This window comes from Allobranchiibius sp. GilTou73, from assembly GCF_021391335.1.
Classification (GTDB): domain Bacteria; phylum Actinomycetota; class Actinomycetes; order Actinomycetales; family Dermatophilaceae; genus Allobranchiibius; species Allobranchiibius huperziae.
The window spans coordinates 3,252,635-3,278,474 of sequence record NZ_CP090051.1 but is presented as its reverse complement, the minus strand read 5'-3'; the positions used below and the strand labels follow the sequence as shown (position 1 = coordinate 3,278,474).

Below are 25,840 nucleotides of genomic sequence, written 5' to 3'. Positions count from 1 at the left end.
TTCACGCGTCGGTGGCGGCCGGGTCGGGTTCGTCCTCGTCCGGGCGTTCCTGGTCGTCCTTGATGCCGATACCGGTGGCGTCGCCGGCCTGATCCTGGGAGTCGCCGTCGGTCTCCCGGCCCGTCGTGGTGGAGTCGTCGGTGAAGACCGGGCGGTGCTTCTCCTCATCACCCTCGCCGGCGTACTCCTCGCTCACCGCGTCCCACTTGTCGAGCTTGTCCTGGTCGACGTCGATCTTCAACTCGTCGGGGATCGGGTGCTGCGGGGTGTCATCGCTCATACCGTCGACTCTAGCCAGCGCGAGATGTGGACGTCCGGACTCGATGGACCCGGGGTCCGGATGCTCGGGCACCACGAGATCCGGCGGTTCTCCGGTGCCGGCGGCGAGCGCCCACAACCGGCGGACGTCCATGATCTCGGCGGCTGTTGGATTCGGCCGGAATCGCACCCTGTCCGGGTAGAGGGCCTCACCGGATGCCCCGCGGTACGGGGTGACGTCGTCCTCGGTGCCGGGATCCGATGGGACGCCGGGCACCGGCCCGAGGGTGACGCCGGACCGGTCCAGGAAGCGGAACTGACCTGGGTGGCCAAGCACGGGTTCGATTTGGAAATCGCCGCTGTGGTGCCGGTCGTGGTGGTAGGGACACAGGCTGATCAGACCGTTCATGTCGGTGTCGCCGCCGTCGGCCCAGTGCGTCACATGGTGGCACTCGACGTGGTGGGTGGCGAAGCATCCGGGGTGCCGGCATCCTCCGTCCCTGTCCTCCACGAGACGGCGCGTTCGCCGCGGAACGATGCGCTGGGTGCGGCCGACGTTGACCGGTGACCCCTGCGTCTCCCAGACCGGCTGGACGAGTCCGTCGCAGGACCATTTGCGCAGCAGGTGCTGTGGGAGCGAACTGCCCTTCGTCACCCACCCGCGGCCCGCGGTGTCCAGGTGCAGGTAAATCCGGAACTTCCCGGCGCGACCGCCCGATAGCTCTGCTCCGCGTTCGAGGGACCGGGTCGCGACCTCGGTCAGGGCGTCGGCCATCGTCATGTGCGGCTGACCGGCAAGGAACAGCGCGTCCTTGGCCTCGACGATCGACTGCTGAACCAGGGCACCGATGTCGGCTGGCGCGTCGTATGTCAGGTGGAAGCGGCCGTCCCGGGTCTGCATCGACAGCTGTGGTCGCGCCACCGATGGGTCGAACGGGTCGTGACGCTTGGGTGGGGAGTCCGGATCGGGCGCCGCGGGCGCGAATTCGTACCGCGCGAGTGCACGGCGCAGTTGGGTCACCGTGGCATGCCGGGCCAGTTCTACAACGCTGTCGTCGAAGCCGTCGGGGGTGTACTTCGCGATCACCGCCGCCTGTCCGATCGACAGCTCGCCATCGTCGAGGCCGCGCGCCAGCTCCGGCAAGGACCGGGTGCGGCGCGCGATGCCGGTGACGCGTGCGGCGTCGCCGTGCGACAGGCCCGCGTAACAGGTCAACCAGTGCTCGGGAGAGCGGATGCCGCTGAGCGCCCACGAGTCGTCGTCGATGACCTGCGCGACCAGCGACACCAGATCTGCGTGAGCGGAGTTCAATCGGCCCACCACGCGCGACAGGGTGGTGCGCGGGTCGGGCGGCGTCAGCACCGCGGCGTTCGAACTCATGTCCATATGCGATCACCGACCACCGACAGCGGCCCTGCGTGCGATCACATGCACCCGAAATGGCGCGCGTTCGGGGCCGAGCGGGCCATAACAACGGAGGCGGGGACGGTGACACTCGCGTTCGGGGCCGAGCGGGCTAGAACGCGCGCCGCCGCGATCGTGCCGCTCCGGTCGTGGGCGATGGTCGTTCACCGGTAGAATCGCCAGTGCCGGCGTGGGTGATAACCCGTGCCACGCAGCCCAGCAGGGCGCGCCGGGTCCATTCATCGACCACATTCGATCAGCCACGGCTGCTGCCGTGGCGGAAGGAGAACGAGCACCATGTCGTTCGACTACAAGGTCAAAGACCTGGGCCTCGCCGAAGCGGGCCGTCACCAACTGCGCCTGGCGGAGCACGAGATGCCCGGCCTCATGTCGCTGCGTGAGGAGTTCGGGACCAGCAAGCCGCTCAAGGGCGCGCGCATCGCCGGCTCCCTGCACATGACGGTGCAGACCGCCGTCCTCATCGAGACGCTGACCGCGCTCGGCGCCGAGGTCCGCTGGGCCTCCTGCAACATCTACTCCACCCAGGACGAGGCCGCCGCCGCGTCGGTCCTCGGACCGAACGGCACCGCCGAGGACCCCCAGGGTGTCCCGGTCTTCGCCTGGAAGGGCGAGACCCTCGAGGAGTACTGGGCCTGCACCGACAAGATCCTCACCTGGCCCGGCGGCGAGGGTCCCAACATGATCCTGGACGACGGCGGCGACGCCACGATGCTGGTGCACAAGGGCCGCGAGTGGGAGCTCGCCGGCGCCGTGCCCGCCACGACCGAGGCGGACTCCGAGGAGTTCGCGGTCTTCAAGGACCTGGTCCGTTCCACCATCGCGACCGACCCCCACAAGTGGACCAAGATCTCCGAGGGCATCCGCGGCGTCACCGAGGAGACCACGACCGGGGTGCACCGCCTGTACGAGCTGGCGCGCGCGGGTGAGCTGCTCTTCCCGGCCATCAACGTCAACGACTCGGTCACCAAGTCCAAGTTCGACAACAAGTACGGCTGCCGGCACAGCCTGATCGACGGGCTGAACCGCGCCACCGACGTCCTCATCGGCGGCAAGGTCGCCGTGGTGTGCGGCTACGGCGACGTCGGCAAGGGCTGCGCGCAGTCCCTCGCCGGTCAGGGCGCTCGCGTCATCGTCACCGAGGTCGACCCGATCTGCGCGCTGCAGGCCGCGATGGAGGGCTTCCAGGTCGCCCGTCTCGACGACGTGCTGGACATCGCCGACATCTACGTCACCACGACCGGCTGCTACGACGTCATCACCGCCGAGCAGATGTCGAAGATGAAGAACAAGGCGATCGTGTCCAACATCGGTCACTTCGACAACGAGCTGGACATGGCCGGCCTGGCCAAGGTCCCCGGCATCACCAAGACCGAGATCAAGCCGCAGGTGCACGAGTGGACCTTCCCCTCGGGCAACAGCATCATCGTGCTATCCGAAGGCCGGCTGATGAACCTGGGCAACGCGACCGGCCACCCGTCGTTCGTGATGTCCAACAGCTTCGCGAACCAGACGATCGCGCAGATCGAGCTGTTCACGAAGCCCGGTGAGTATGAGAAGCAGGTCTACGTGCTTCCCAAGCACCTGGACGAGAAGGTCGCGCGCCTGCACCTGGATGCGCTCGGCGTGCACCTGACCGAGCTGACCAAGGGCCAGGCCGAGTACCTGGGCGTGGACGTCGCCGGGCCGTACAAGCCGGAGCACTACCGCTACTGAGTCACCTCACGAAGTTCCGCACGTGAAGGGCGACCCGGGAGATCACCGATCTCCCGGGTCGCCGCACGTGGTCCTGGCATCTCAGGTGATGGACTCGACCGGCCTCGTCGGGACTCGTCTCGCAATGTGGGAAACTGACCGCTACGTCGTCATACCAGAGGGAGATCTGCTCGATGCCCATGCGGGGACAGGTGCTGATCGTCGACGACGACCCTTCACTGGCGGAGATGCTCGGCATCATCCTGCGCGGGGAGGGTCTGCAGACCAGCCATTGCGCTGACGGCGCCAAGGCGATGCAGGCGTTCCGCGACAGTTCGCCCGACGTGGTGCTGCTCGACGTGATGCTGCCCGGGATGAGCGGCGTCGACGTATGCCGGGCGATCCGTGCGGAGTCCGTGGTGCCCATCGTGATGCTGACCGCGCGCACTGACACGATCGACGTGGTGGCCGGGCTGGAGTCCGGGGCCGACGACTACATCACCAAGCCGTTCAAGCCGCAGGAGCTCATCGCCCGCGTGCGGGCGCGGTTGCGCCGCAACGACGAGCCCGAGACCGAGCACCTGACCCTGGCCGACCTGGACATCGATGTGTCCGGCCACAAGGTCACCCGCGGTGGCGAGGCCATCTCGCTCACGCCGCTGGAGTTCGACCTGCTGGTCGCGCTGGCCCGCAAGCCGTGGCAGGTCTTCACCCGCGAGGTGCTCCTGGACCAGGTCTGGGGTTACCGCCACGCGGGCGACACCCGGCTAGTCAACGTGCACGTGCAGCGTCTGCGGTCGAAGGTCGAGAAGGACCCGGAGAACCCCACGATCGTGCTCACGGTCCGCGGGGTGGGCTACAAGGCGGGTCCGGCATGACCGGCGACGACGCCCGGGCGGCCGGCGCCCCATGAGCGAGCTGGTGCTGGTGACCGGTGCGCGGCGCTCTCGGGCGGGTCGTGCCTGGAGGTTCGTACGCCGCACCTGGCGCCGCTCCATCCACGCCAGGGTCATCACCATCACGGTCACCGCCGGTGTGCTCCTCACTTTCGTGCTGGGCAGTTACATGTACCAGCGGATCGCCGACGGCCTAATGGACAACAAGGTCCACTCCGCCGAGCAGGACGCACTGTCCAAGCGCGCCGTCGCGCAGGGCTACTTCAGCGCCAACGACAAGCCCGACCGCGCCTCGCTGGAATCGCTCGTACGGCAGACCGTCCAGTCAGTGGCGTCTCCTGGCGACGACCTGTCCCGACGGGTCATCTTCGAGCAGGGTCTGGCCCCGGTCACCCAACGCCTGAGCAAGCAGAGCACCGGACCCAAGAACACCGTCGTCCCGAAGGCGATGCAGGAGGCCGTCGCCAAGGACCCGACGCACCAGCAGACTCAGATCGTGACCGTGCCGCGCTACGTGCCGCGCTACATCAACGGTGTCGAGAACGGGAGTGGAATCGGCACAGGCCACATCTCCGCCGTGATGGTGGGGTCACAGGTGGTCGTGCCCGGCGCCGGGGTCTACGACCTCTATCTGGTCTACCCGATGGACACCGAGGAGGAGACCCTCGGCATCGTCAAGAGCGCGTTCGCCGTCGGCGGCATCCTCCTGATCCTGATGCTCGCGTCGCTCGCCTACCTGGTCACCCGCCTCGTGGTTGCGCCCGTGCGCTCCGCCGCGCACGTCGCCGAACGACTGAGCGACGGTGCGCTCAACGAACGGATGCCGGTGCGCGGCGAGGACGACCTCGCACGGCTGGCGACGTCCTTCAACGCCATGGCGGACAGCCTGCAGCGGCAGATCCGACAACTCGAGGACCTGTCCACCCTTCAGAAGCGATTCACCTCCGACGTGTCGCACGAGTTGCGGACGCCGCTCACCACCATCCGGATGGCTGCGGACATGCTCCACGACCGGCGCGCCGACTTCGCGGAACCGGTGGCGCGGTCGGCGGAACTGCTGAACCGGGAGCTCGACCGCTTCGAGACGCTCCTCACCGACCTCCTCGAGATCAGCCGCTTCGACGCCGGCGCGAGCTCGCTGCAGGACGAACCGGTCGACATCCGCGACATCGTGCGCCGGGTCTGCGACGGGTATGAGTCCCTCGCCACCCGCAACCACACCCGCCTGCGGGTGCACGGACGGCGGCCCGCGGTCGCGCCCATGGACCGGCGCCGGGTCGAGCGCATCGTGCGCAACCTCGTGAGCAACGCGATCGAGCATAGCGAGGGCCGGCCCATCGACATCACGGTCGGCAGCAACTCCACCGCGGTCGCAGTGTCCGTGCGTGACTACGGCGTCGGGCTGGCACCGGGCGACTCGGCCCGCGTCTTCAACCGGTTCTGGCGCGCCGACCCCGCCCGTGCCCGAACGACGGGCGGCAGCGGTCTCGGGCTCTCGATCTCCTTGGACGACGCACGCCTGCACGACGGCTGGCTGCAGGCCTGGGGCGAGCCCGGCCAGGGCGCTTGCTTCCGGCTGACACTGCCCGCGAAGACGGGTGTCCCCATTGCCCGTTCGCCCCTCAACCTGGCCCCGGACGACTCCGCCGTCGGCCGCATCATGCCGCAGGCGGACAGCCTCACCATCGGGACCCGGACGGCACCGGGGTCCACGACGTACGCGGCGGCCGAGATCACCGGAATGGAGGGGGACCGGTCGTGACTCCGGGTCGCACCCGGGCACGCTGGACTCTGGCGCTGCTGCTCCCGCTCACCCTGACCGGCTGTGCGGGCCTCGCGGCCACCGGCACCGTCCATGCAGAGCAGCCGATCAGCAACGCCGCCGTGCCCCACGTGGACGTGCAGCCGATCGGTCCGTACGACGGCGAGTCGGCCGAGGACGTCGTCACGGGATTCCTCGTAGCGGGGGCCAGCCTTGACGACGATTACGGCGTGGCGCGGCAGTTCCTCACCTCGACGGCGTCGGCGAAGTGGCAGTCGGCCGAGGGCGCGGTCATCACCACCAGCGACTCCGACTTCAAGGTCACGCAGCAGGGATCCGGCCGAGTCCGGGTGTCGGCGGTGGAGCAGGCCGTCCTCGACACGACCGGTCATATCACCGCTCGCGAGCCGAACAGCAGGATCGATGCGTCGTTCGGAGTGACCAGGGTGGGGGGTCAGTGGCGGATCAGCAGCCTGCCGGCCGGGTTCCGTCCCTGGATCAGCAACGTGAACTTCTCCCAGGTCTACACCCCGCAGCGCATCTACTACCCCAGCGCGACGTCCAGGGTGCTCGTCCCGGACGTGCAGTGGTATCCCGCCGCGGGCCTGGCGACCGCCGTCGCCCGCGCCGTACTCGCAGCACCGCCGGCCTGGTTGCAGGGTGCGCTGCGCACCCCGAACCAGTCGCACATCGGCCTCGCGATCAACGCCGTACCGGTGGATCCGAACACCGGGGTCGCCTCGATCGACCTGACAGCCTCGGCCCAGAGGGCGGACGGCACGGTTCGTACGGCGCTATGGGCCGCCATGACCGCGTCGCTCACCGGTGTGAACTCGACCGTCATGGTCGTTCCGTCGGTGACCCGCGTCGAACTCACGGCCGGCGGCAACCGGGTGGCCGCCCCGCACCTGCTCGCCCAGCCGGCGACCGCGGCGGACCTGGGCTATGCAGTGGCCGGTCCCCCCAGCGCGGCGCTGATCACGCGCAACGGATCGGTCCTGTCCTGGCAGGGCTCGGGGCCCGCGGGTCCGCTGCGGGGTTCCGGGGAGTCAGGGGAGAACACCGTGCGACTGCCGGCGATCTCCTCGAAGTACTACGACCTGGGCGCCGACACCTCTGGCGATGCGATCGCGGCATTGTCGATCGACCGCGCTTCCTTGGGTGTGTGGGTGAAACGCAGCTTCCACGTGGTGCCGACGTTCGCCGGCAACCTGACCCGGCCGACCTTCACCGGCAGCACGGCCCTCGTCGCGGGCATCTCAGGCACCCCGCGGCGCGGCGCAGCGCCGTCCGGCGGGGGTGTGTGGGCCGTCGACACCGCTGCAGGGTCCCGGATGACCGCTCGTCAACTATCGGTGCCGTGGCTCGGGCGGTCGGTCGTGCTGGCGCTGAAGGTGTCCGCGGAAGGCGCGCGAGTGGCCATGGTCGTACGAGACGGGCAGGGCCGCACCTCCGTCCAGGTGGCGGGGCTGCTGCGGGACTCCCGAGGTATTCCCACCGGCATCGGCACGCCCGAGACGATGCCGGTGGCTCTCGCGTCCTATGCGGACGTCGCATGGCTCGACGACGTGACCCTGGGCGTCCTCGGTGCCACCACACCGGAGAAGGGTCACACCCAGGAGGCGGACGAGATCGCGCTGGTGCCGCTGAGCGGGCAGCCGGATATGTTCGCCGCCCCGCTCGGCGTGCAGAGCGTCGTGTCGGGCGGTAGTGGCACCGACGACATCTACGTGCTGGATCACCGCGGCAGTGTCTGGACCCGTCAAGGGGCCGGTTGGGCGCGCATCCCCGGCGCTGACGACCTCGCCGCACCCGGCACCTGAGCACCCGTGGCGTAGCCGGTCCACATCCCCTGAATCCCGGCTGCCCCGTCCACACCCGTGTCGGCCGGGACCGGACAGCGAGATCGAGCGCTGATCTCCTGGTGTGATGCGCTGGGTGGAGGAACTGCTGGATCTGGTCGCACCCCGCCGGTGCGCCGGATGCGACGCGGCCGGCGCACGCGTCTGCGGCAGGTGTGCGGGAGATTTGTCCGCGGCACTGGAGCCGGTGAGCATCCGGGTGCGGCCGAGCCCGGAGCCGGAGGGCTTCCCGCCGACATGGGCGCAGGGCATCTACGCCGGAGTGCTCGCACAGGTGCTGCGCTGCTACAAGGACGACGACCGCCCGGATCTCGTGCAGTGCTGCGCGCCGTTCGTACGCGGTGCGCTCTACGGGTGCCTGCAGGAGGACTCCGCGGTGAGGGACGCGATGCTCGCGGGCACTCTGGCGGTCACTATTGTCCCGTCGTCCGCGCGAGCCTTGCGAACCCGAGGGCGAGATCCCTTGTGGGACCTGGTCACCCGGGCGCTCGCGCGACACGACGGCGTGCTCCCGCGGCCGGTGAGGCTGCTGAGGGTCACGCGCCGGACCCGGGATCAGGCCGGCCTCGATGCGACTGCACGGGCCGACAACCTGAGCGGAGCGATGCGGGTCCGCGATGACGTCGGTCCGCTCGTCGACGGACGCGTGGTCGTCGTGTTCGACGACATCGTCACGACCGGGTCCACCCTGGTCGAGGCGGCCAGGGCTCTGAGGTCCGCGGGGGCGTCCCACGTCGTTGCTTGCACCATTGCCGCCACCCCCGGGCCGGTTACCGTCAGGGGATGGAGCGCACTGTCGGCACGCTACGTGCCGCCGCTCTGCCCCGCCCCTCCTCGCGTGGGGGTGATCCGTCGGCCTGACCGGTCCGGCCCGCCACCAGGATCTGCCCCGCATCGCGATCAGGAGGTCGTTCATGGAGATCAGTGTGACCGGACGTCACGTGGCTGTGCCCGAGCGTTTTCAGCGCCACATCGAGGACAAGCTGGCCAAGGTGCCGCAGCTTGACCCGGCCGTGGGCCGTTGTGAGGTGGTTGTGACGCACGAGGCCAACCCCCGCCAGGCGAAGGAAGCACAACGCATCGAGATCACCTGTTACGCCAAGCGATCGGTCATCAGGGCGGAGGCGAGCGCCGATGACGAGTACGCCGCCCTGGACCTGGCGGCGACCCGGCTGGGGGAGCGGCTGCGACGCCAGCACGACAAACGACGGGTGCACCGGGGGCGGCGCGTCCCCGTCTCGGTCGCCCGGGCCACGGCGGCCCTCACCGACTGGTCGGACACCTCCGGGCCGGGCGGACCCGCGCAACTGGACGGACATCCCGATCCGCTGCCACCCCACGTCGCCGCCCTCGGCGGGGACGAGGACTGCCCGATCGAACTGCGGGAGAAGGTGCACCGCAGCGTGCCGATGGGCGTGGACCAGGCCCTACGGGAGATGGAACTGGTCGGCCACGACTTCTACCTCTACCAGGATGCCGACACCGGCACACCCAGCGTCGTCTACCGGCGACGCGGCTGGTCCTACGGCGTCATCCAGCTCGAGGTCGCCGCCGAGGATCAGAACTCGTCGAATTCGCCAACCCCGGGGGTCTCGGCCACCGTCTGAGGCACAATCTGGAAGCGTGAGCGACCAGCGAATCACCGTGCAGGTCGCCGCCGCCAGCCCGATCTACCGACGTGGCATCGCGGCCGTGCTCCAGGAACACGGCATGGAGGTGGTGGCCTCGGCCGCCGACGGCGACCAGCTGTCGGCGGCCAGGCCCGCGGACGTCGTTCTCGTGCAACCGGAGTTGCCCGGGCTGGCGGCCGCGCTGCGCGCCCTCGCCACCGACCCGGACCATCCCAAGATCATCCTGCTCGTCGGTCCGGCCGAGCCGTTCGCCGTCGGGGCCGCCCTGCGGCACGGCCCGGCCGGGCTGCTCCTGCAGGACGCGGGAGCCGAGGAGTTCGAGGCTGCGGTGCGGGCGGTGTCCGCCGGCGGGGGATGGATCTCCGCGCCCCTGGTGCCGCTGGTGCTGCCGCTGGCCGTCTCGGGCGCACTGCGCGCCGCGATCGAGGACTCGGCGGCGGGCACGCTCAGCCGCCGGGAGCGGGAGGTGCTCGTACTGGTCGCGTCCGGCCACTCCAATCGCAAGGTGGCCTCCGAGCTGTTCATCGCGGAGAACACGGTCAAGAACCACGTGCGAAAGATCCTGGAGAAGCTCGATCTGAACAGCCGGGTCGAGGCCACCCTGTGGGCGGTTTCCACCGGGCTGGTCGACTCCAACGAACGCAAGTAGCCGGCCCGTCGGTGCCGACGGGCACAATGCCCCTCATGTCCTCGAGCGCGGCGCCCAGAGTGGTGCGCGCTGCGTCCGCCCGTCGGATCGCGCTGGCCGCGCAGGGTTTTCACGGCTTGCGACCTGACGGTCCGGTGACCACCCGGTCCCTGCAACGGGTCATCGACCGCGTGGGTGTGGTGCAGATCGACAGTGTCAACGTGCTGGTGCGCAGTCAGTACCTGCCGTTCTTCTCACGACTTGGTGCGTACGACCGCGATCTGCTCGACCGAGCCCGTGACCGCGCGCCGCGCCGGCTTGTGGAGTACTGGGCCCACGAGGCCAGCCTGATCCCTCCGGCCACCTGGCCCCTGCTGGACTTCCGGATGCAGCGGGCCCATGCCGACGCCTGGGGCGGGATGCGTCGGGTCGCCCGCGACCACCCCGATCTGGTGGCGCAGGTCCTCGCCGAGGTGCAGGGGCACGGCCCGCTCACCACCCGCGAGTGCGAAGCACGACTCGCCGCGGACGTGGTGCGCCCGACCGAGCACTGGGGATGGAACTGGTCGTTGGTGAAGAACGCGCTGGAGCACCTGTTCTGGGCCGGTGACATCAGCTCGGCGGGGCGCACCGCGCAGTTCGAGCGGCGCTACGACGCCGTACGCCGGGTCCTCCCGCCGACGCAGCGCGCCGCAGCGGATCCGGCCTCCCGGCCCGCTCCGGCCGAGGCGTTCGTGGAACTCATGCGGATCGCGGCGCGAGCCCACGGCATCGCCACCGTGCAGTGCCTGCGCGACTACTTCCGGCTCAGCCCGGAGCAGGCGGCCCCCGCTCTCGAGACGCTGGTGGGCGCCGGAGAGCTGGAGCCGGTGACGATCGAGGGTTGGAATCGCCCTGCCTACCTGCACGTCGACGCCGCGCGTCCCCGCGCCGTGCACGCCGAGGCGCTGCTCAGCCCGTTCGACTCGCTCATCTGGCAGCGCGATCGCACGCACAAGCTGTGGGACTTCCACTACCGGCTGGAGATCTACGTGCCGGCGCCGCAGCGGGTGCACGGCTACTACGTGCTGCCCTTCCTCTTCGGCGACCGGTTGGTGGGCCGGGTCGATCTCAAGGCGGACCGGGCGGCGGGGGCGTTGCTGGTGCAGGGGGTGCACTGGGAGGTGCACGCTGACGTCGCCGCCCGGCGAGCCCTGGGGCGACAGTTGGAGCAGATGGCCGACTGGTTGGATCTGGACAGAGTGACCGGGCCAGGCATGGAGGAGACACGATGAGCGAGCTGACCGTCCGCCGCGACGAGGAGCGCAGCCGCTACGAGGCCTACCTCGGCGACGAACGGATCGGTGTCGCCGACTTCGAGCAGGTCGGGGCAGCCGTTCTGCTGCCGCACGTCGAGATCGACCCGCGCCACGAGGGTCAGGGCCACGCCTCGCAGCTCACCCGCGCGACCCTGGACGACCTGCGCGCTCGCGGGATCACCCGGATCGTGCCGCAGTGCCCCTTCGTGCGGATGTGGGTGACCAGGCACCCGGAGTATCAGGACCTGGTCGGCTCGTAGTCCGCAGCGAGCAACTCGAAGTAGATGCTGTTGCTGATCGAGCCGTCCGTGCGGGTGTAGTCGGCGTGGGCATGCCCCCACTCGCGAAATCCCCTGTCCCGCAACAGTTTCTGGGAGTCGACGTTCTCTGCGTCGGTGTCCGCGTCGATGCGGATCAGGCCCAGGCCGTCCTGGGTCGGTGGCGCGAAGCCGTGGGCCAACGCGGCGTCGATCGCCTCACCGGCGTACCCCCGGCCCCGTGCGTGCGGGTAGAGCCAGTAGCCGATCTCGGCGCGGTCGCGCACCGGTCCGGCGCGGTCGAAGAGGGTGACGGCGCCCAGGGCCTGATCGGTGCGGGCGTCGGCGATGCACCACATCACCTGCCCCTCGTCGGTCTGCCGGGCCCGTCGGTGGTACCACTCGTCCCAGGTGGAGTAGGTCGGCTGGGCGCCTGCGGGCATGTAGCGCAGCGCTGCGCGGTCAAGCTCGACGTCCTCGCCGGGGCGGTCCTGCAGGGTCCAGGGCCGCAGCACGAGCCGCGCCGTGCGCAGCGTCGGGACCACGGCGGGCTCGATGTTCTGTGCGAGCCGGTCGTCGCCCTGCAGCAACTCGAACGTCAGGGCGCCCGACGGTGCGTCGCCGGGGCGCGCGAGCACGGCACGTTCGTTCGCCACCTGGCGGAAACCGGCCCGGCGCAGCGCGCGCGCCGAGGGGCGGTTCTCGATGTCGGTGCCGGCCTGCAGTCGATGCAGGCCGAGCCCCGATGCCCCGGAATCGTCGGTCGACGGCGCGAACGCGTGGGCGATCACCAGATCGAGAGCCTCCTGCAGGATGCCGAGACCCCGCGCCGAGGGATACAGCCAGTAGCTGACCCGGCCGCTCCCGAGGGTCATGACGGCTCGCAGGTGCTGCACCGCGATGTGTCCGAGGGGCTCGTCGAGGTCCGGGTCGACGATGCACCAGCAGACGGCGTCGCCCTCGGCCATCCGTTCCCGCCGCTCGAGCAGCCAGGTGGTGAACGACGCGGGGCCGGGCTGGTTGCCCATCATGAACCGCTCGCTCTGTTCGTCCGGCCCCTGACGCGGCACGTCGTCGCCATGCCAGGGGCGCAGGAGGAACCGGCCGCCGTCCACGACCGGCGGGTCGTACCACGGGTGCCGGGGCCGCCGCGGTTCGCCCGCGCGCAGGTGACCCACCCAGACTCCGTCGACCGAGGCGCCGTCGGACACCGGATGCGGCACGTCCCAGGTGCCGTCCACGGCGAAGCCGCATGCCCAGGCCACCCGTCGGGAGGCGAAGTTGCCCCGTGCGGCGCGCCAGGTGAGACCTGACAGCCCGAGCTCGTCGAACGCGTACGACGCGAGCAACTGCAGCGCCCGCCGGCACACCCCCGTCGCGCGCGCGTCCGGGTGCACCATGTAGCCGACCTCGAAGGTGTCGCCGCGCCGGTCGTGCAGCCCGATATTGCCGACCCACCGGCCGGCGACCTCGATCGCCCACTCGATGCGGGCGCCCTCGAGGCGGCCACGCTCCGTCGCGGCGATGAAGTCCGCGGCGTCGGACTCCTCGTACGGCGCGGGCAATCTCAGCCACGCCCGCGCGCCGGGATCCCGGCACGCCTGCGTCATCCGGGGTATGTCGTCGACGCGCGGGGCGCGCAGGGTGAGGTCGCCGTCGACCAGGAGGGGCACGTCGTGGGGAAGGTGGGGCACGATGCCACTCAACCAGCCGTTGCACATCAGACGCACATCGATTTAGTGGCGCGCAGCACAGGGCCCTAAACTCGACGGCGGTATGCCCACTCACGAGGAGCTTTCGTGCCCAAAGTAGTCGAGAAGGTCCTTCGCGCCGGAGAAGGCCGCCTGCTGAAGAAGCTGCAGGCCATCGCCGACCAGGTCAACGTCCTGGAGGAGGACTTCGAGAAGCTCAGCGACGCCGAACTGCGTGGCGAGACCGACAAGTTCAAGGCGCGGCTCGAGGAGGGCGAGACCCTCGACGACCTGCTGCCCGAGGCGTTCGCCGCGGTCCGCGAGGCCGCCCGCCGCACCATCGGCAAGCGGCACTTCGACGTGCAGATCATGGGTGGCGCCGCGCTGCACATGGGCAACGTGGCCGAGATGCGCACCGGTGAGGGCAAGACGCTCGTCGCGACGCTGCCGTCCTACCTCAACGCACTGTCGGGCAAGGGCGTGCACGTCGTCACCGTCAACGACTACCTCGCGGAGTACCAGTCGGAGCTGATGGGCCGCGTGCACCGCGCGCTCGGTCTGGAGACCGGCGTCATCCTGGCGTCGATGACTCCGGAAGAGCGTCGCGTGGAGTACGCGAAGGACATCACCTACGGCACCAACAACGAGTTCGGCTTCGACTACCTGCGCGACAACATGGCGTGGTCGCAGGAGGAGCTGGTTCAGCGCGGGCACCACTACGCGATCGTCGACGAGGTCGACTCGATCCTGATCGACGAGGCGCGGACGCCGCTGATCATCAGCGGACCCGCCGATGAGGCCACCCGTTGGTACGTCGAGTTCGCCCGGATCGTCGACAAGCTGACCCGGGCGCCCAAGAAGGACCCCAACAACCCCACCGAGGTCCGCAAGGGCGACTACGAGGTCGACGAGAAGAAGAAGACCGTCGGCATCCTGGAGCCCGGGATCGAGAAGGTCGAGGACCTGCTCGGCATCGAGAACCTCTACGAGGCCGAGAACACCCCGCTGATCGGCTACCTCAACAACGCGATCAAGGCCAAGGAGCTGTTCAAGAACGACAAGGACTACGTCGTCATCGACGGCGAGATCCTGATCGTCGACGAGCACACCGGCCGGATGCTCGCCGGACGTCGCTACAACGAGGGCATCCACCAGGCGATCGAGGCCAAGGAGGGGGTGGACATCAAGAACGAGAACCAGACGATGGCCACCGTCACCCTGCAGAACTACTTCCGGATGTACGACAAGATCGCCGGGATGACCGGTACGGCCCAGACCGAGGCCGCCGAGCTGCACCAGATCTACAAGGTCGGCGTGCTCACCATCCCGACCAACAAGCCGATGATCCGCGAGGACAAGTCCGACCTGATCTACCGCTCCGAGAAGGCCAAGTTCGGCGCGGTCGTGGCAGACATCGTGGCGCGCCACAAGGAGGGCCAGCCCGTCCTCGTCGGCACGACCAGCGTGGAGAAGAGCGAGTACCTGTCCGAGCAGCTGCGCCGCCGCAAGGTGCCGCACGAGGTGCTCAACGCCAAGCAGCACGAGCGTGAGGCCGCGATCGTCGCGCAGGCCGGTCGCAAGGGTGCCGTCACCGTGGCCACCAACATGGCAGGCCGCGGCACCGACATCATGCTGGGCGGCAACCCGGAGTTCATCGCGGTCGCAGCGCTGAAGAAGAGGGGCCTGGACCCGGCCGAGACGCCGGAGGAGTACGAGGCCGCGTGGGACGAGGCGCTGGCCAAGGCCGAGAAGTCGGTGAAGGCGGCGCACGAGGAGGTCCTCGAACTCGGCGGTCTCTACGTGCTCGGCACCGAGCGCCACGAGTCGCGCCGGATCGACAACCAGCTGCGCGGTCGCGCGGGGCGACAGGGCGACCCGGGCGAGAGCCGTTTCTACCTCTCGCTGCAGGACGACCTCATGCGGTTGTTCAACAACAAGCTGGTCGAGCGGTTCATGGTCGGCGCCGACGGCGAGGACGAGGTGCCCATCGAGTCCAAGATGGTCAGCCGCTCGATCCAGAGCGCGCAGGGCCAGGTCGAGAGCCAGAACTTCGAACAGCGCAAGAACGTGCTCAAGTACGACGACGTGCTGAACCGTCAGCGCGAGACCATCTACCACGACCGTCGCCGCGTCCTCGAGGGTGAGGACCTGGAGGGGCAGATGCGTCACTTCGTCAACGACGTGGTCGATGCGTACGTCGACGGCGCGACAGCCGAGGGCTTCGCCGACGACTGGGACCTTGACACCCTGTGGGCCGCGCTCAAGGACCTCTACCCGGTGTCGGTCACGTTGGCCGAGGTCGAGGACGAGGTGGGCGGCCGGTCCGGGCTGACCGCCGAGGTGCTGGGCCAGGAGCTGCGCTCGGATGCCCAGCACGCGTACGACGCACGGGAGAAGCAGCTCGGCGAGCGGGTCACCCGTGAGGTCGAGCGCCGCGTCGTGCTCTCCGTCCTGGACCACAAGTGGCGCGAGCACCTCTATGAGATGGACTACCTCAAGGACGGCATCCACCTGCGCCAGTTCGCGCAGCTCGACCCGCTCGTGGAGTACCAGCGCGAGGGGTATGAGATCTTCGCGGCGATGAACGAGGGGATCAAGGAGGAGTCGGTCCAGAGCGTCTTCCATGTCGAGGTCGATCCGCAGGAGCTGGAGGCGTCGCTGCCCAAGCAGTCCGAGGAGCAGATGACGCTGGTCGCGCCGAACGAGTCCGGCCGCGCCGAGGCCCACCTGATCGATGAGTCGGGCCGGATCGCCGACGAGGACTCCCAGCTGCCGCGCGCCAGCGGCGCGCCAAGAACAAGCAGGAGAAGAAGGCCGCCACGGCGCGGTCGGGGGGCGCAGGGAGCTCGGCCAAGCGCAAGAGCTGAGCCTCAGCCCAGCTCGAACGCGGTGATCAGCCACCGGCCGTCCACCCCGCTGATCCGCACCGCGATCGCCCGTACGCGGCCCTCGTGGTGCACCACCACGCTTGCCTCGACGACGCCGTCGGCGGGCTCGCAGGTGGCGATCTTGCGGATGACGCTGCGGCGCGCCCCGACCGCCCCGCGCCGTCTGGCAACGGCGTGCCGGCGGCAGAGCGCGGAGTACAGGTCGGTGGTCATCGACCGGGCGAACTGCTGCGGCGGGCGTGACCCGCTCATGCTCTCCAGCAGCGCCGCGGTCATCGCCCGCACCCAGGCGACCGGTTCGGGCAACTGCGTGCGCAGCGTGGCCTGCGGTCCGAAGTAGGAGTCCTCGTTCGCGCTGCGGAAGTCGACCGCGAGGCAGGACTGCACGTAGCGCCTGCCGCCGCGTCCGATGCCGGCGGCGTCGGCGTAGAGGCGGTCCAGTTCGCGCTCACTGAGCACGCCGGGCTCCACGTCGACCGCGGGCCGGATCCGTAGCGGGCGGACGCCGACGTGCGCGGGAGCCGTTGACGAAGCTGTCGAACTCATCGTGGATCTCCTTGCGGGGCGGGGGTGTTCACGAGCGCGGACGCTTCGGGGCGGTGCAGGATCCGTCCGACCTGAAGCAGGTCGGGATCGGGGCCGATCAGCTGCCGATTGTGGGTGTACCAGCGCGGCCACTCGGCGGCGATGACCGCCGGGTCGTCGGTGCGCAACTCGCGGCCGACGAGGGACCAGAGACTGTCGCCACGGCGTACGACGACCTCGGTGCCGTCGTGTGCGCTGCCCGCGCAGCCGGTGACCAACGGCGCGCTCTCAGCGCCACGAGCGCGGGTGGGGGAGGGCGCCGGTGCGGTCCAGCCGGGAACCGGTGCGCAATCGTCCATCTCCGCGCGGCTGCGGGGCACGGCAGAGCCGAAGCCGGGCACGGGGGCATGCATGACGGCATCGACGCTGCGCAGGGTGGCCGCCTGCGCGCCGGCGGGTCGACCGGCCAGTGTCGTGGTCATCGTCGCGGCCAGCAGCACCAGGGCGACGCGACCGACGAGCCCGCCGGGCAGCTCGCGCGGAGTGCTTCGGACGACGCGCAAGCCGGCGAGCACGACCAGGATCGCCCAGAGCAGGGCCAGGACCAGCGCGCCGCGGATGACCAGGGGAACGGCGTCGACGGTGCTGATGGTCGCGCGCCGATCCAGGTCGGCATAGACCGCTGTCACCGATCGGACCGACCACCACGCCGCGACCAGCAACATGGCGACCGCGCCCGCGCCGAGCGCACCTGCGCGGCCGGGGCGAAGGTTCGAGGCGATCCCGTTGGATGTCGTCATCTTTGGACTCTAGGGGCGCTGAACCACACCTGTCCACGTTTTATGACCTCTTGTGTCACTTGATGACATCTGCCTCGCTGGTGTCACCGCGTTGCTAGCCTGGCCGCATGCGATGGTCGGAGTTGTTCGCCGACCTCGAGGCGCAACTGGACGCAGCCGATCGGGCGGAGTTGGACGCTCAGGTGGCCGATCGCACCCGCCGCGAACGCGCTGCCGTGTCCTGGATGGACCGGGCGGCCGCGGCGCTCGGTGCACCGTTGACCGTGCACACGCCCTGCGGCCCGGTCCGTGGCTCGCTGGAGGATCTGGGTGCCGACTGGTTGCTGCTGGACGAGCAGGGGCACGGGCGGCTCGGCAGCGCCGTGCTGCCGTTCTCGGCGGTGCTGTCCGTGACCGGACTGCCGGTGCGCAGTACGGACGGCCGGGGTCTCGGGCGCCGGTTCGGCATCGGGGTCGCGCTGCGCGCCATCGCCCGCGACCGAGGTGCCGTCGCGGTGCACGACATCCACCGCGGGGTGGTCGTCGGCACCGTGGACACCGTCGGGTCGGACCATCTCGACATCGCCGAGCACCCTGCCGACGCGGTGCGTAGGTCGGGCGTGCTCACCGGCCACCGCGCCGTGCCCTTCCGGGCGATCGCGGTGATCAGGCGCGGCTGACCTGGGCCCTCAGTCGGCGTCGACGGTGCCGGACTCGACGCGGGTGCGCGTCTGCGCGTACGCGCGCTGGATGTAGTTCTCCAGCTCGGCGACCTCGACCCGCCAGCTCTTGCCCACCTTGATCGCGGGCAACTCACCTGAAGCGACCAATCCGTAGGCCTGGCGGGCGGAGATGTTGAGCGTCTCGGCGACGTCGGCGATCTGGACGAATCGAGCGGGCACCGCCCCATTGTGGCCCACGAGGGTCAGTTGCGCCGTTTCGGTTGTGGACGACCGTGGGTGCCGCGACACTGACGCCGGGAGGTCACCGATGCCACAGCTTCGTCGACGGGGCAGTCACGTCTCGCTGCCCGCGCCCGCCGCAGCGCGGCTGCAGCGGCCGTCGTGGCGGGACGGGCGCCTGATCGCCGGCGTGCTCCTCGTGCTGGTCGCGATGCTCACCGGCGCCGCCGCGCTCTCCCATTTCGACTCCTCGGTCGAGATGCTGCAGGCGTCGCACACGCTGGTGCCCGGTCAGACCATCGGAAAGGGCGATGTGAGATCGGTCAAGGTGCGGATGGACGGGCCGCACGCCGGATACCTGAAGGCGGGACGCCGTCTGCCGCACGGCCAGGTGGTGCGCACGGTGCAGAGCGGAGAGCTGGTGCCGGTGTCGGCTGTCGGCGACGGGTCCTCGCTGCACGAGAAGACCATCGCGCTGCCGGCCACCACGGGGCAGTCCGCGATCCTCGTCGCCGGATCGATCGTCGATCTCTACGTGTCGGCCAAGCAGACCGCGGCGACCGGCGACACCGACTACCAGGAACCCAAGCTGCTGATCTCCGGTGTGCTGGTGGCCCGGATCTCGACCCCGGCCTCGGGCCTCGGTGCGGGGACCACGGACGACTCGGTGCAGGTGCAGATCCCGGACGCGCAGGTCTCCGCGGTCCTCGCCGCGGTGAACAAGGGCGCGAAGGTCGATCTCGTGCCGGCGGCAGGATCGCCGGTGCGGGGCGGGTCGTGAGCACGACCGTCGTCACGGCGGTCAGCGCGCCGTCGGAGGCCGCCGTGGCCACCGCGCTCGGTACCGAGAGCGAGTTGCGCGTCGTACGCCGGTGCCCCGACGTCGCCGACCTGCTCGCGGTCGCGCAGGCCGGCCGGGCGCAGGTCGCCGTGATCTCGCCCGATCTGCCGGGTGTGCGCCGCTCGACCCTTGCTGACCTGCGCGCCAGCGGTGTGCAGCTGATCGGCGTCTTCGATCCCTATGACGAGGTGCAGGAGCGCACGCTGCGGCAGTGGGCGGTGCCGCGCGTGGTGAGCGTGCACGACCCCCGCGCCCTGGTGGCGCACGTGCTGGCCGCCGCGGCGGGCGCCACGTCCGACCCGCGGGCACCGGCCGGTGACGTCGACGCCGAACTGGCGCTCCTCGTGGGGGATCCGCAGGGCGAGCCGGACGCCGCCGAGGACGACCAGAGCGACAAGGACAATGACCAGGATCACGAGGACGAGCCACGCGGCAGCGGGATCATCGCCGTGTGGGGTCCGGTCGGAGCGCCCGGGCGGACGACGGTGGCGGTCAACCTGGCCGCGGAGCTCGCCCTCAGCGGCAGGTCGGCGATGGTGGTCGACGCCGACACCTACGGCGCGTGCGTCGGTCAGTTGCTGGCGCTGCTCGACGAGGCGCCCGGGATCGCCGCGGCGATGCGGCTGGCCGAGGCCGGCCGGCTCGACGTGCCCTCCCTGGCAGCCGTGGCACCCGTGGTCGATCCGGGATTCCGCGTCTTGACCGGCATCTCGCGTGCGTCCCGGTGGCCGGAGATCCGCGAGGACGCCCTCACCGAGGTGCTGCACACCGCCCGCGCGATGGTCGACCACGTCATCGTCGACTGCGCCGCGCCCATCGAGGAGGACGAGGAGCTCAGCTACGACACGCTGGCTCCCCGCCGCAACGCCGCCACGCTCGCCACCTTGCGCGCCGCGGACACGGTCGTGGTGGTCGGCACGGCCGATCCCGTCGGGCTGCAGCGCCTCGTCCGGGCACTGGAGGACCTGCGTCCTGTGGTGCGCGTGGATCCCACGGTGGTGGTCACCAGGGTGCGCAGTTCCGCGGTCGGAAGTTCTCCCGAGACCAAGGTCACCGAGGCGCTGCACAGGTTCGCCGGCGTCAGCGATCTGAGTCTGGTTCCCGAGGACCGGGGGGCCATCGACGCCGCACTGCTCGCCGGCCGCACGCTGGCCGCCGGCCCGGCGCATTCGCCCGCGCGCGAGGCGATCCGGGCGCTCGCGGCCCGGCTGTCGGGCGTGGAGCACCTGAGTCGCCGCGGGCGGTTACGCGTACTGCGCCGAGGCTCCGGTCCGGCGTGACGGGCCGACGTCGTCTGGCAGCATGGCGTCGTGGCCGACCGACTCAGTTCCCTCGATGCCTCGTTCCTCTATCTGGAGCAGGCCACGACGCCCTTGCACGTCGGGTCGGTGATGATCTTCGAACCCGGGCCGGGCGGGTTCTCCTACGAGCTGCTGCTCGACCTGGTCGGCAACCGGATCTCCTACGTGCCCCGCTACCGCCAGCGGGTGCGGGAGGTGCCGGGCCGGGTCAGCCCGCCGGTGTGGGTGGACGACGAGGACTTCGACCTCAGCTACCACGTACGCCGCTCCGCGCTGCCGCGCCCGGGGACGGTCGCGCAGCTGGAGGAGTTCGTCGCCCGCATCCAGGCGCGTGCTCTGGACCGCGACCGGCCGCTGTGGGAGATCTACCTGGTCGAGGGTCTGGAGCGAGGCCGGTTCGCGCTCGTCACCAAGACCCACGAGGCGCTCGTCGACGGTCAGAACGCGGTCGACCTGACCCAGGTCATCGTCGACGCCGACCCGGGCCGTGAGGTCGCGCTGCCGCGGTTGTGGCGACCGGCGAAGGCGCCCAGTGACATGGAGTTGCTCGCGGCGGCGGCCGTCGATGTGCTGCGCCGTCCGACCGAGGTCGCCCGCGGCGTACGCGACGCCGTCACCGGCGTCAGATCCATTGCGACACAGGCTCTCTCGACCGTCGGAGACGTCGCCGGAGTGCTCGCCCGCAGTGTGACGCGGCCGGCCCCGTCCAGTCCGTTGAACCGACCGATCGGCGCACATCGCCGCTATGTCATGGTCGAGAGCGACCTGGCGGCCTATCAGGCGGTGCGCAACCGGGTGGCCGCCGCGGAGGACCTGCAGGAGTCGCCCGACGGCGAGATCACACCCGTCACCTCCATCACCGTGCACGCCGTCGTGCTGGCGACCATCACGGGCGCACTGCGCACCTGGCTGATGACCCGGGGCGAGGGCATGGGCGGTGCGGAGAAGATCCGCGCCATGGTGCCGCTCAGCGTCGCCGGGCGCGAGGGTGAGGGCGGACTGGTGGTGCCGTGCTTCATCGATCTGCCGGTGGGGGAGCCGCGGCCGATGATGCGCCTGCATCAGGTCGCCTACGACATGCAGCAACAGGTCGAGGGAGGTGCCAGTGCGCGGTCGCTGGCCAGCCTCGGCGGGTACGCGCCGACGACGCTGCACTCCCTGGGCTCCCGGCTGGGCAGCGCCATCTCGCGTCGGATGTTCAACCTGGTGATCACCAACGTCCCCGGTCCGCAGCAGCCGCTCTACGCGGCCGACGCGCAATTGGAGAGCACCTACCCCGTGATCCCTCTGGCCAAGGGCCAGGCGCTCACGATCGGGCTCACGTCGTACGACGGGAAGGTCTGCTTCGGGCTGAACGCCGACCGCGACGCGATGCCCGATCTGGACGTGTTGGGGCAGTGCATCGAGGACGCGCTGGCCGAGCTGGCGCACGAGGGAGCAGCATGAAACGGGTCTACCTGCCGCTGACGGTGTCGCAGCTGCACACATTGCAGGGCACACGACGTCTGCCCGACGACGAGCTGGTGGGGTTCGCCGTCACCGAGCTGCTGACGGAGACGCTGCCGGCGTCGGAGGACGACGAGGGTCGCGAGTACGCCGCCCTGCAGGAGGCAGCGCTGCAGTCCGCCAGTCGCGGCGGCCGGGTGGTCGTCGCAGCGGACGTCGACGACGAACTGGTGCAGCCGCCCGCCGCGGGGGATGAGGGATCACCGGGCCGGGTGCTGGTCCGCGAGGGGCTCGACCTTCGGCGCGTGGTCAGCCTGCAGGTGCTGGACCCCGCGGGCGAACGCGATCCGGACAGCGACCTGGACCTGTCCTGGTACGACGTGACCGAGCTGGCGCAGCTGCTGCTCGACCTCGGCGAGGCCTGAGCGCCGCCGGGCCCGATCGGCGTACTCCGCGTCGTCGTGCCACCATGGCGGGACCGTATGCAGGGCCTCCTCGGCTCTGCGCTGCCCCCGCACGAAGGAGCCACCGCTCATGGATGCCGTCACGTCCGTCCCCGCCCCCGTAACGAGCCCGTCCTGGAGTACCGGCCGGGCAGTCCCGAGCGCGCGGATCTTGACGTCGCGCTGGAGCAGCTGGCGTCGGCGCCGGTCGACCTGCCGCACACCATCGGCGGCAAGCGGGTCACCGGCGGCGGCGAGCCGATCGACGTGCGCCAGCCGCACGCCCACCGCAAGGTGCTGGGCACGATGCGCAACGCCACCGCCTCCGACGCGCAGCAGGCGGTCGACGCGGCGAAGGCGGCGGCGCCCGGGTGGCGCGAACTGTCCTTCGACGACCGCGCCGCGGTGCTGCTCAAGGCGGCCGACCTGCTCGCCGGCCCCTGGCGGGCACGCCTGAACGCCGCGACGATGCTCGGCCAGAGCAAGACCGTCGTGCAGGCGGAGATCGACAGCGCCTGCGAGCTGATCGACTTCTGGCGCTACAACGTGCATTTCGCCCGCGACATCATGGCCGAGCAGCCGATGGCCAACGCGAACGGCGTGTGGAACCGCACCGACCACCGACCGCTCGAGGGCTTCGTCTACGCGATCACGCCGTTCAACTTCACCGCGATCGCCGGCAACCTGCCCACGGCGCCGGCGCTGATGGGCAACACGGTGGTGTGGAAGCCCTCACCCACGCAGCAGCGGGCCGCGCAGCTGACCATGGAGGTGCTGGAGGCGGCCGGGCTGCCGGACGGAGTGATCAACCTGGTCACCGGCGACGGCCTGGAGGTGTCCAAGGTCGCGCTGGCGGACCGCGACCTGGCCGGGGTGCACTTCACCGGCTCGACCCCGACGTTCCAGAGCCTGTGGCAGACGGTGGGCGCGAACCTGACCGGTTACCGCACCTACCCGCGCCTCGTCGGTGAGACCGGCGGCAAGGACTTCATCCTGGCGCACCCCAGCGCCGACCCGGACGTGCTGCGCACCGCCATGATCCGTGGCGCGTTCGAGTACCAGGGTCAGAAGTGCTCGGCGGCGTCGCGCGCGTACGTCCCGGCGAGCCTGTGGAAGCAGATCAAGGACGAACTGGTCTCCATCACCGACGGCCTCGCAGTCGGTGACGTGACCGACTTCTCCAACTTCATGGGTGCCGTCATCGACGACCGCGCCTTCGCCAAGCACAAGGCCGCGATCGACATGGCCCACGCGCACGCCGACATCGAGGTGGTGGCGGGTGGCACGTACGACGACTCGGTCGGCTACTTCGTGCGCCCGACCGTGCTCGAGGTGAGCGACCCCGGCCACGAGATCTTCAGCACCGAGTACTTCGGGCCCATTTTGGCCGTGCACGTCTACCAGGACGCGGACTACGACAAGGTGCTGGACCAGATGGAGTCGGTCGCGTCATACGCGCTCACCGGCGCGATCCTCGCCCAGGACCGGATGGTGATCGCCGACGCGACGAAGCGGCTGCGCTTCGCCGCCGGCAACTTCTACATCAACGACAAGCCCACCGGCGCGGTCGTCGGGCAGCAGCCGTTCGGCGGCGGCCGGGCATCGGGCACCAACGACAAGGCGGGCGCGCCGGTCAACCTGCTGCGGTGGACCAGCCCGCGCTCGATCAAGGAGACGTTCGTCCCGCCGACGAGCCACCCTTACCCGGCGATGGGCTGACGGGGAGGCCTCGCGCGCCGACTCAGCGCGCGAGGTACTCCTTGCCCGTCTCGGCCTCGGACCGGACGGCCGAGACGATGGCGGGAGCCGCCGCCTGCTCGATCCTGCCGCCGATGAGCGGGATGCGTGCCTTGAGATCGCCGGCGACGTCCATCACGGTGTCCTTGCCGCGGGTCCCCGACGGTGTGGCGGTGATGGTGCCGGTCAGCGCGATCGGCACACCCGCGATGACGACCGACAACTGCGCCTCGCGGACGCCGTCCGCGTCGGGCGCTCCCCACGCCTGCGTCTCGGTGATCTTCAAGGAGTCACCGATCATCGACTTGAACTGCGACGGGAACGACGCGGTCGACATGGTGCGATGGGTGACCACGGTGTGACCACCGCCATCCGGCTCGATCTCGACCGAATGCTCGACGGCCTTGGTCGCCACGCACTTGGCCTCCTGGAAGGCAGGGTCGACGATCATCGCGTAGACGGCGTCATCGGAGGCGGGATAGACCCACTTCTCTTCGATCTTCATGGCGTCAGGGTAACCATGGCCGCGCGGGTCAGTCGGTGCTCGCCACGCACCACCCTGGCGAGTACCTGATCACGCTGTTCGACGGACTCCGCATTCGTCAGTCGATCGCCCTCGGTCTGGAGCAGATCGGCGAGAGAATCCAACTCCGTTGCGAGACAGAGGCACTGATCGACGACGCGGCGAGCGCCCGCGTCCGGTTGGTCCCCCGGGCCGGCGACGTCCGTCAGCTCCTCGGTCGCATCACCCACGCGCCGTACGACGGCCCGCAGCTCGGCAGCCGCCAGGTGCAGCGTGACCGGGCGGCCGGGAAGTCGACCACGGCGGATCCCGGCCCGCAGCGCGGCAGGCGCGCGCGGTGCCACGTCGTCCCCGTCCCGTCGCGGGCTTGGCGTGGACTCGACGAGCCCGGCCTCGGCGAGGTCGGCGCCCAGCGCCAGCCGGTCATGCCATCGCAGCAGACCCTCCGCGATCCGCTCGATCGCTTCGGCGACCGCGTCGGCGGTGCCGGCATCGGCCGTCTCCACCTGCACGCCGAGCAGCTGCGGCACCGTGGCGACGATGCTTCTCGCTGCCTGTAGCCGGTTGCCCATGGCGCTCACCCTAAGTGCCGGGTGGTCAGGGATAAGGTCGGACCGGGCGTACAACGAGGTGCGTCCGACCCCGCACAGTGAAGGTCCCAAGGCATCCCGATGAGCGCGGCTTCGAGCTCCCGCACCGACCTGTTGCGCGACTGCGCAGCGATGACCGACCACAAGCCGGATCCGGCCCCGCCGTGGCTGGTCGAGCAGTACTTCCGCCACGTGGCGGACGAGGATCTGCGGGCGAACGGGCCCGCGTCCCTCGCCGGCATCGTCCGCAGTCACCTGCAGCTCGCCGCTGACCGTCCCGCAGACACCACCAGGCTGCGGATCTTCTCCCCGCAGGAGGACACCGACGGGTGGTCCTGCTCCTACGCGGTGCTGCAGATCGTCACCGACGACATGCCGTTCCTCGTGGACTCCGTGCTCGCCGCGCTCGGGGAGCGCGGCGTGCATCTGCTGATCCACCCACAGCTGCGGGTACGCCGCGACGC

21 protein-coding genes and 3 pseudogenes are annotated in these 25,840 nt (G+C 70.2%); 17 read left to right on the top strand and 7 right to left on the bottom strand.

All coding sequences use genetic code 11. The features are described from left to right. Position 1: 1 nt before the first annotated feature. The gene (locus LVQ62_RS16145; protein ID WP_233763133.1) at positions 2 to 1,639 is read right to left on the bottom strand and encodes an HNH endonuclease signature motif containing protein; all 1,638 of its coding nucleotides are present in this window, start codon (positions 1,637 to 1,639) and stop codon (positions 2 to 4) included. 321 nt (positions 1,640 to 1,960) lie between these two features. Between LVQ62_RS16145 and ahcY the strand changes: the two genes are divergently transcribed. From ahcY to LVQ62_RS16105, 9 genes are all read left to right on the top strand, one after another. Continuing rightward, positions 1,961 to 3,397 carry an adenosylhomocysteinase gene (gene ahcY, locus LVQ62_RS16140; protein ID WP_233763131.1) on the top strand — a complete coding sequence of 479 codons (1,437 nt, stop codon included), beginning with the start codon at positions 1,961 to 1,963 and terminating at the stop codon, positions 3,395 to 3,397. A gap of 179 nt (positions 3,398 to 3,576) precedes the next feature. Beyond that, positions 3,577 to 4,254 (top strand): MtrAB system response regulator MtrA, encoded by a 678-nt coding sequence (gene mtrA, locus LVQ62_RS16135; protein ID WP_179483592.1) that lies wholly within the window; start codon positions 3,577 to 3,579, stop codon positions 4,252 to 4,254. A gap of 31 nt (positions 4,255 to 4,285) precedes the next feature. Beyond that, the gene (gene mtrB / locus LVQ62_RS16130; RefSeq protein ID WP_233763129.1) at positions 4,286 to 6,034 is read left to right on the top strand and encodes an MtrAB system histidine kinase MtrB; all 1,749 of its coding nucleotides are present in this window, start codon (positions 4,286 to 4,288) and stop codon (positions 6,032 to 6,034) included. Beyond that, the gene (locus LVQ62_RS16125; RefSeq protein WP_233763127.1) at positions 6,031 to 7,857 is read left to right on the top strand and encodes an LpqB family beta-propeller domain-containing protein; all 1,827 of its coding nucleotides are present in this window, start codon (positions 6,031 to 6,033) and stop codon (positions 7,855 to 7,857) included. Before mtrB ends, LVQ62_RS16125 begins: the two co-directional genes overlap by 4 nt. Positions 7,858 to 7,963: 106 nt before the next feature. Next, positions 7,964 to 8,902 (top strand): ComF family protein, encoded by a 939-nt coding sequence (locus LVQ62_RS17925; protein ID WP_370639642.1) that lies wholly within the window; start codon positions 7,964 to 7,966, stop codon positions 8,900 to 8,902. Then, positions 8,811 to 9,503 (top strand): ribosome hibernation-promoting factor, HPF/YfiA family, encoded by a 693-nt coding sequence (hpf, locus tag LVQ62_RS16120; protein WP_233763125.1) that lies wholly within the window; start codon positions 8,811 to 8,813, stop codon positions 9,501 to 9,503. The genes LVQ62_RS17925 and hpf overlap by 92 nt, the downstream gene beginning before the upstream one ends. Positions 9,504 to 9,519: 16 nt before the next feature. Next, positions 9,520 to 10,176, top strand: a complete 657-nt coding sequence (locus LVQ62_RS16115; RefSeq protein ID WP_179479577.1) for a response regulator transcription factor — start codon at positions 9,520 to 9,522, stop codon at positions 10,174 to 10,176. A 35-nt stretch (positions 10,177 to 10,211) separates the two neighbouring features. Beyond that, positions 10,212 to 11,429 (top strand): winged helix-turn-helix domain-containing protein, encoded by a 1,218-nt coding sequence (locus LVQ62_RS16110; RefSeq protein ID WP_233763123.1) that lies wholly within the window; start codon positions 10,212 to 10,214, stop codon positions 11,427 to 11,429. Continuing rightward, the gene (locus tag LVQ62_RS16105) at positions 11,426 to 11,713 is read left to right on the top strand and encodes a GNAT family N-acetyltransferase (protein ID WP_233763121.1); all 288 of its coding nucleotides are present in this window, start codon (positions 11,426 to 11,428) and stop codon (positions 11,711 to 11,713) included. The genes LVQ62_RS16110 and LVQ62_RS16105 overlap by 4 nt, the downstream gene beginning before the upstream one ends. On the opposite strand, the gene LVQ62_RS16100 is transcribed toward LVQ62_RS16105, so the two are convergent. Then, complete coding sequence (locus tag LVQ62_RS16100; protein WP_233763119.1) at positions 11,692 to 13,404, bottom strand: GNAT family N-acetyltransferase; 1,713 nt, start codon at positions 13,402 to 13,404, stop codon at positions 11,692 to 11,694. The two genes, LVQ62_RS16105 and LVQ62_RS16100, sit on opposite strands and share 22 nt — an antisense overlap. A 105-nt stretch (positions 13,405 to 13,509) precedes the next feature. On the opposite strand from LVQ62_RS16100, the pseudogene secA reads away from it, so the two are divergent. Beyond that, positions 13,510 to 16,038: pseudogene (secA, locus tag LVQ62_RS16095) on the top strand (preprotein translocase subunit SecA); the annotation flags it as partial. A gap of 233 nt (positions 16,039 to 16,271) precedes the next feature. On the opposite strand, the gene LVQ62_RS17920 reads toward secA, so the two are convergent. Then, on the bottom strand, positions 16,272 to 16,541 hold the full coding sequence (locus tag LVQ62_RS17920) for an Rv3235 family protein (protein WP_370639714.1): 270 nt from the start codon (positions 16,539 to 16,541) through the stop codon (positions 16,272 to 16,274). Positions 16,542 to 16,831: 290 nt separating this feature from the next. Beyond that, entirely contained in the window at positions 16,832 to 17,614 is a 783-nt protein-coding gene (locus LVQ62_RS16090) for a LysM peptidoglycan-binding domain-containing protein (RefSeq protein ID WP_233763115.1), read from the bottom strand. 107 nt (positions 17,615 to 17,721) lie between these two features. Between LVQ62_RS16090 and LVQ62_RS16085 the strand changes: the two genes are divergently transcribed. After that, the gene (locus LVQ62_RS16085; RefSeq protein WP_233763113.1) at positions 17,722 to 18,273 is read left to right on the top strand and encodes a hypothetical protein; all 552 of its coding nucleotides are present in this window, start codon (positions 17,722 to 17,724) and stop codon (positions 18,271 to 18,273) included. 9 nt (positions 18,274 to 18,282) lie between these two features. On the opposite strand, the gene LVQ62_RS16080 is transcribed toward LVQ62_RS16085, so the two are convergent. Next, on the bottom strand, positions 18,283 to 18,495 hold the full coding sequence (locus LVQ62_RS16080) for a helix-turn-helix domain-containing protein (protein ID WP_179479591.1): 213 nt from the start codon (positions 18,493 to 18,495) through the stop codon (positions 18,283 to 18,285). Positions 18,496 to 18,583: 88 nt separating this feature from the next. On the opposite strand from LVQ62_RS16080, the gene LVQ62_RS16075 reads away from it, so the two are divergent. The 5 genes and pseudogenes from LVQ62_RS16075 (at position 18,584) to pruA (ending at position 24,245) form a co-directional block, all read left to right on the top strand. Further along, positions 18,584 to 19,276 carry a hypothetical protein gene (locus LVQ62_RS16075; protein WP_233763111.1) on the top strand — a complete coding sequence of 231 codons (693 nt, stop codon included), beginning with the start codon at positions 18,584 to 18,586 and terminating at the stop codon, positions 19,274 to 19,276. After that, entirely contained in the window at positions 19,273 to 20,616 is a 1,344-nt protein-coding gene (locus LVQ62_RS16070; protein ID WP_233763109.1) for a hypothetical protein, read from the top strand. Before LVQ62_RS16075 ends, LVQ62_RS16070 begins: the two co-directional genes overlap by 4 nt. A gap of 30 nt (positions 20,617 to 20,646) precedes the next feature. Continuing rightward, the gene (locus tag LVQ62_RS16065) at positions 20,647 to 22,083 is read left to right on the top strand and encodes a wax ester/triacylglycerol synthase family O-acyltransferase (protein ID WP_233763107.1); all 1,437 of its coding nucleotides are present in this window, start codon (positions 20,647 to 20,649) and stop codon (positions 22,081 to 22,083) included. Beyond that, on the top strand, positions 22,080 to 22,508 hold the full coding sequence (locus LVQ62_RS16060; RefSeq protein WP_233763105.1) for a hypothetical protein: 429 nt from the start codon (positions 22,080 to 22,082) through the stop codon (positions 22,506 to 22,508). Before LVQ62_RS16065 ends, LVQ62_RS16060 begins: the two co-directional genes overlap by 4 nt. Positions 22,509 to 22,617: 109 nt before the next feature. Beyond that, a pseudogene (pruA, locus tag LVQ62_RS16055) lies at positions 22,618 to 24,245 on the top strand (L-glutamate gamma-semialdehyde dehydrogenase). A 22-nt stretch (positions 24,246 to 24,267) separates the two neighbouring features. On the opposite strand, the gene LVQ62_RS16050 reads toward pruA, so the two are convergent. Continuing rightward, positions 24,268 to 24,768: a DUF2505 domain-containing protein gene (locus LVQ62_RS16050; RefSeq protein ID WP_233763101.1), complete on the bottom strand. Its 501-nt coding sequence runs from the start codon at positions 24,766 to 24,768 to the stop codon at positions 24,268 to 24,270. After that, positions 24,765 to 25,358, bottom strand: a complete 594-nt coding sequence (locus LVQ62_RS16045; protein WP_233763099.1) for a hypothetical protein — start codon at positions 25,356 to 25,358, stop codon at positions 24,765 to 24,767. The genes LVQ62_RS16050 and LVQ62_RS16045 overlap by 4 nt, the downstream gene beginning before the upstream one ends. Positions 25,359 to 25,457: 99 nt before the next feature. Between LVQ62_RS16045 and LVQ62_RS17610 the strand changes: the two are divergent. After that, a pseudogene (locus tag LVQ62_RS17610) lies at positions 25,458 to 25,817 on the top strand (hypothetical protein); the annotation flags it as partial. Positions 25,818 to 25,840: the final 23 nt, after the last annotated feature.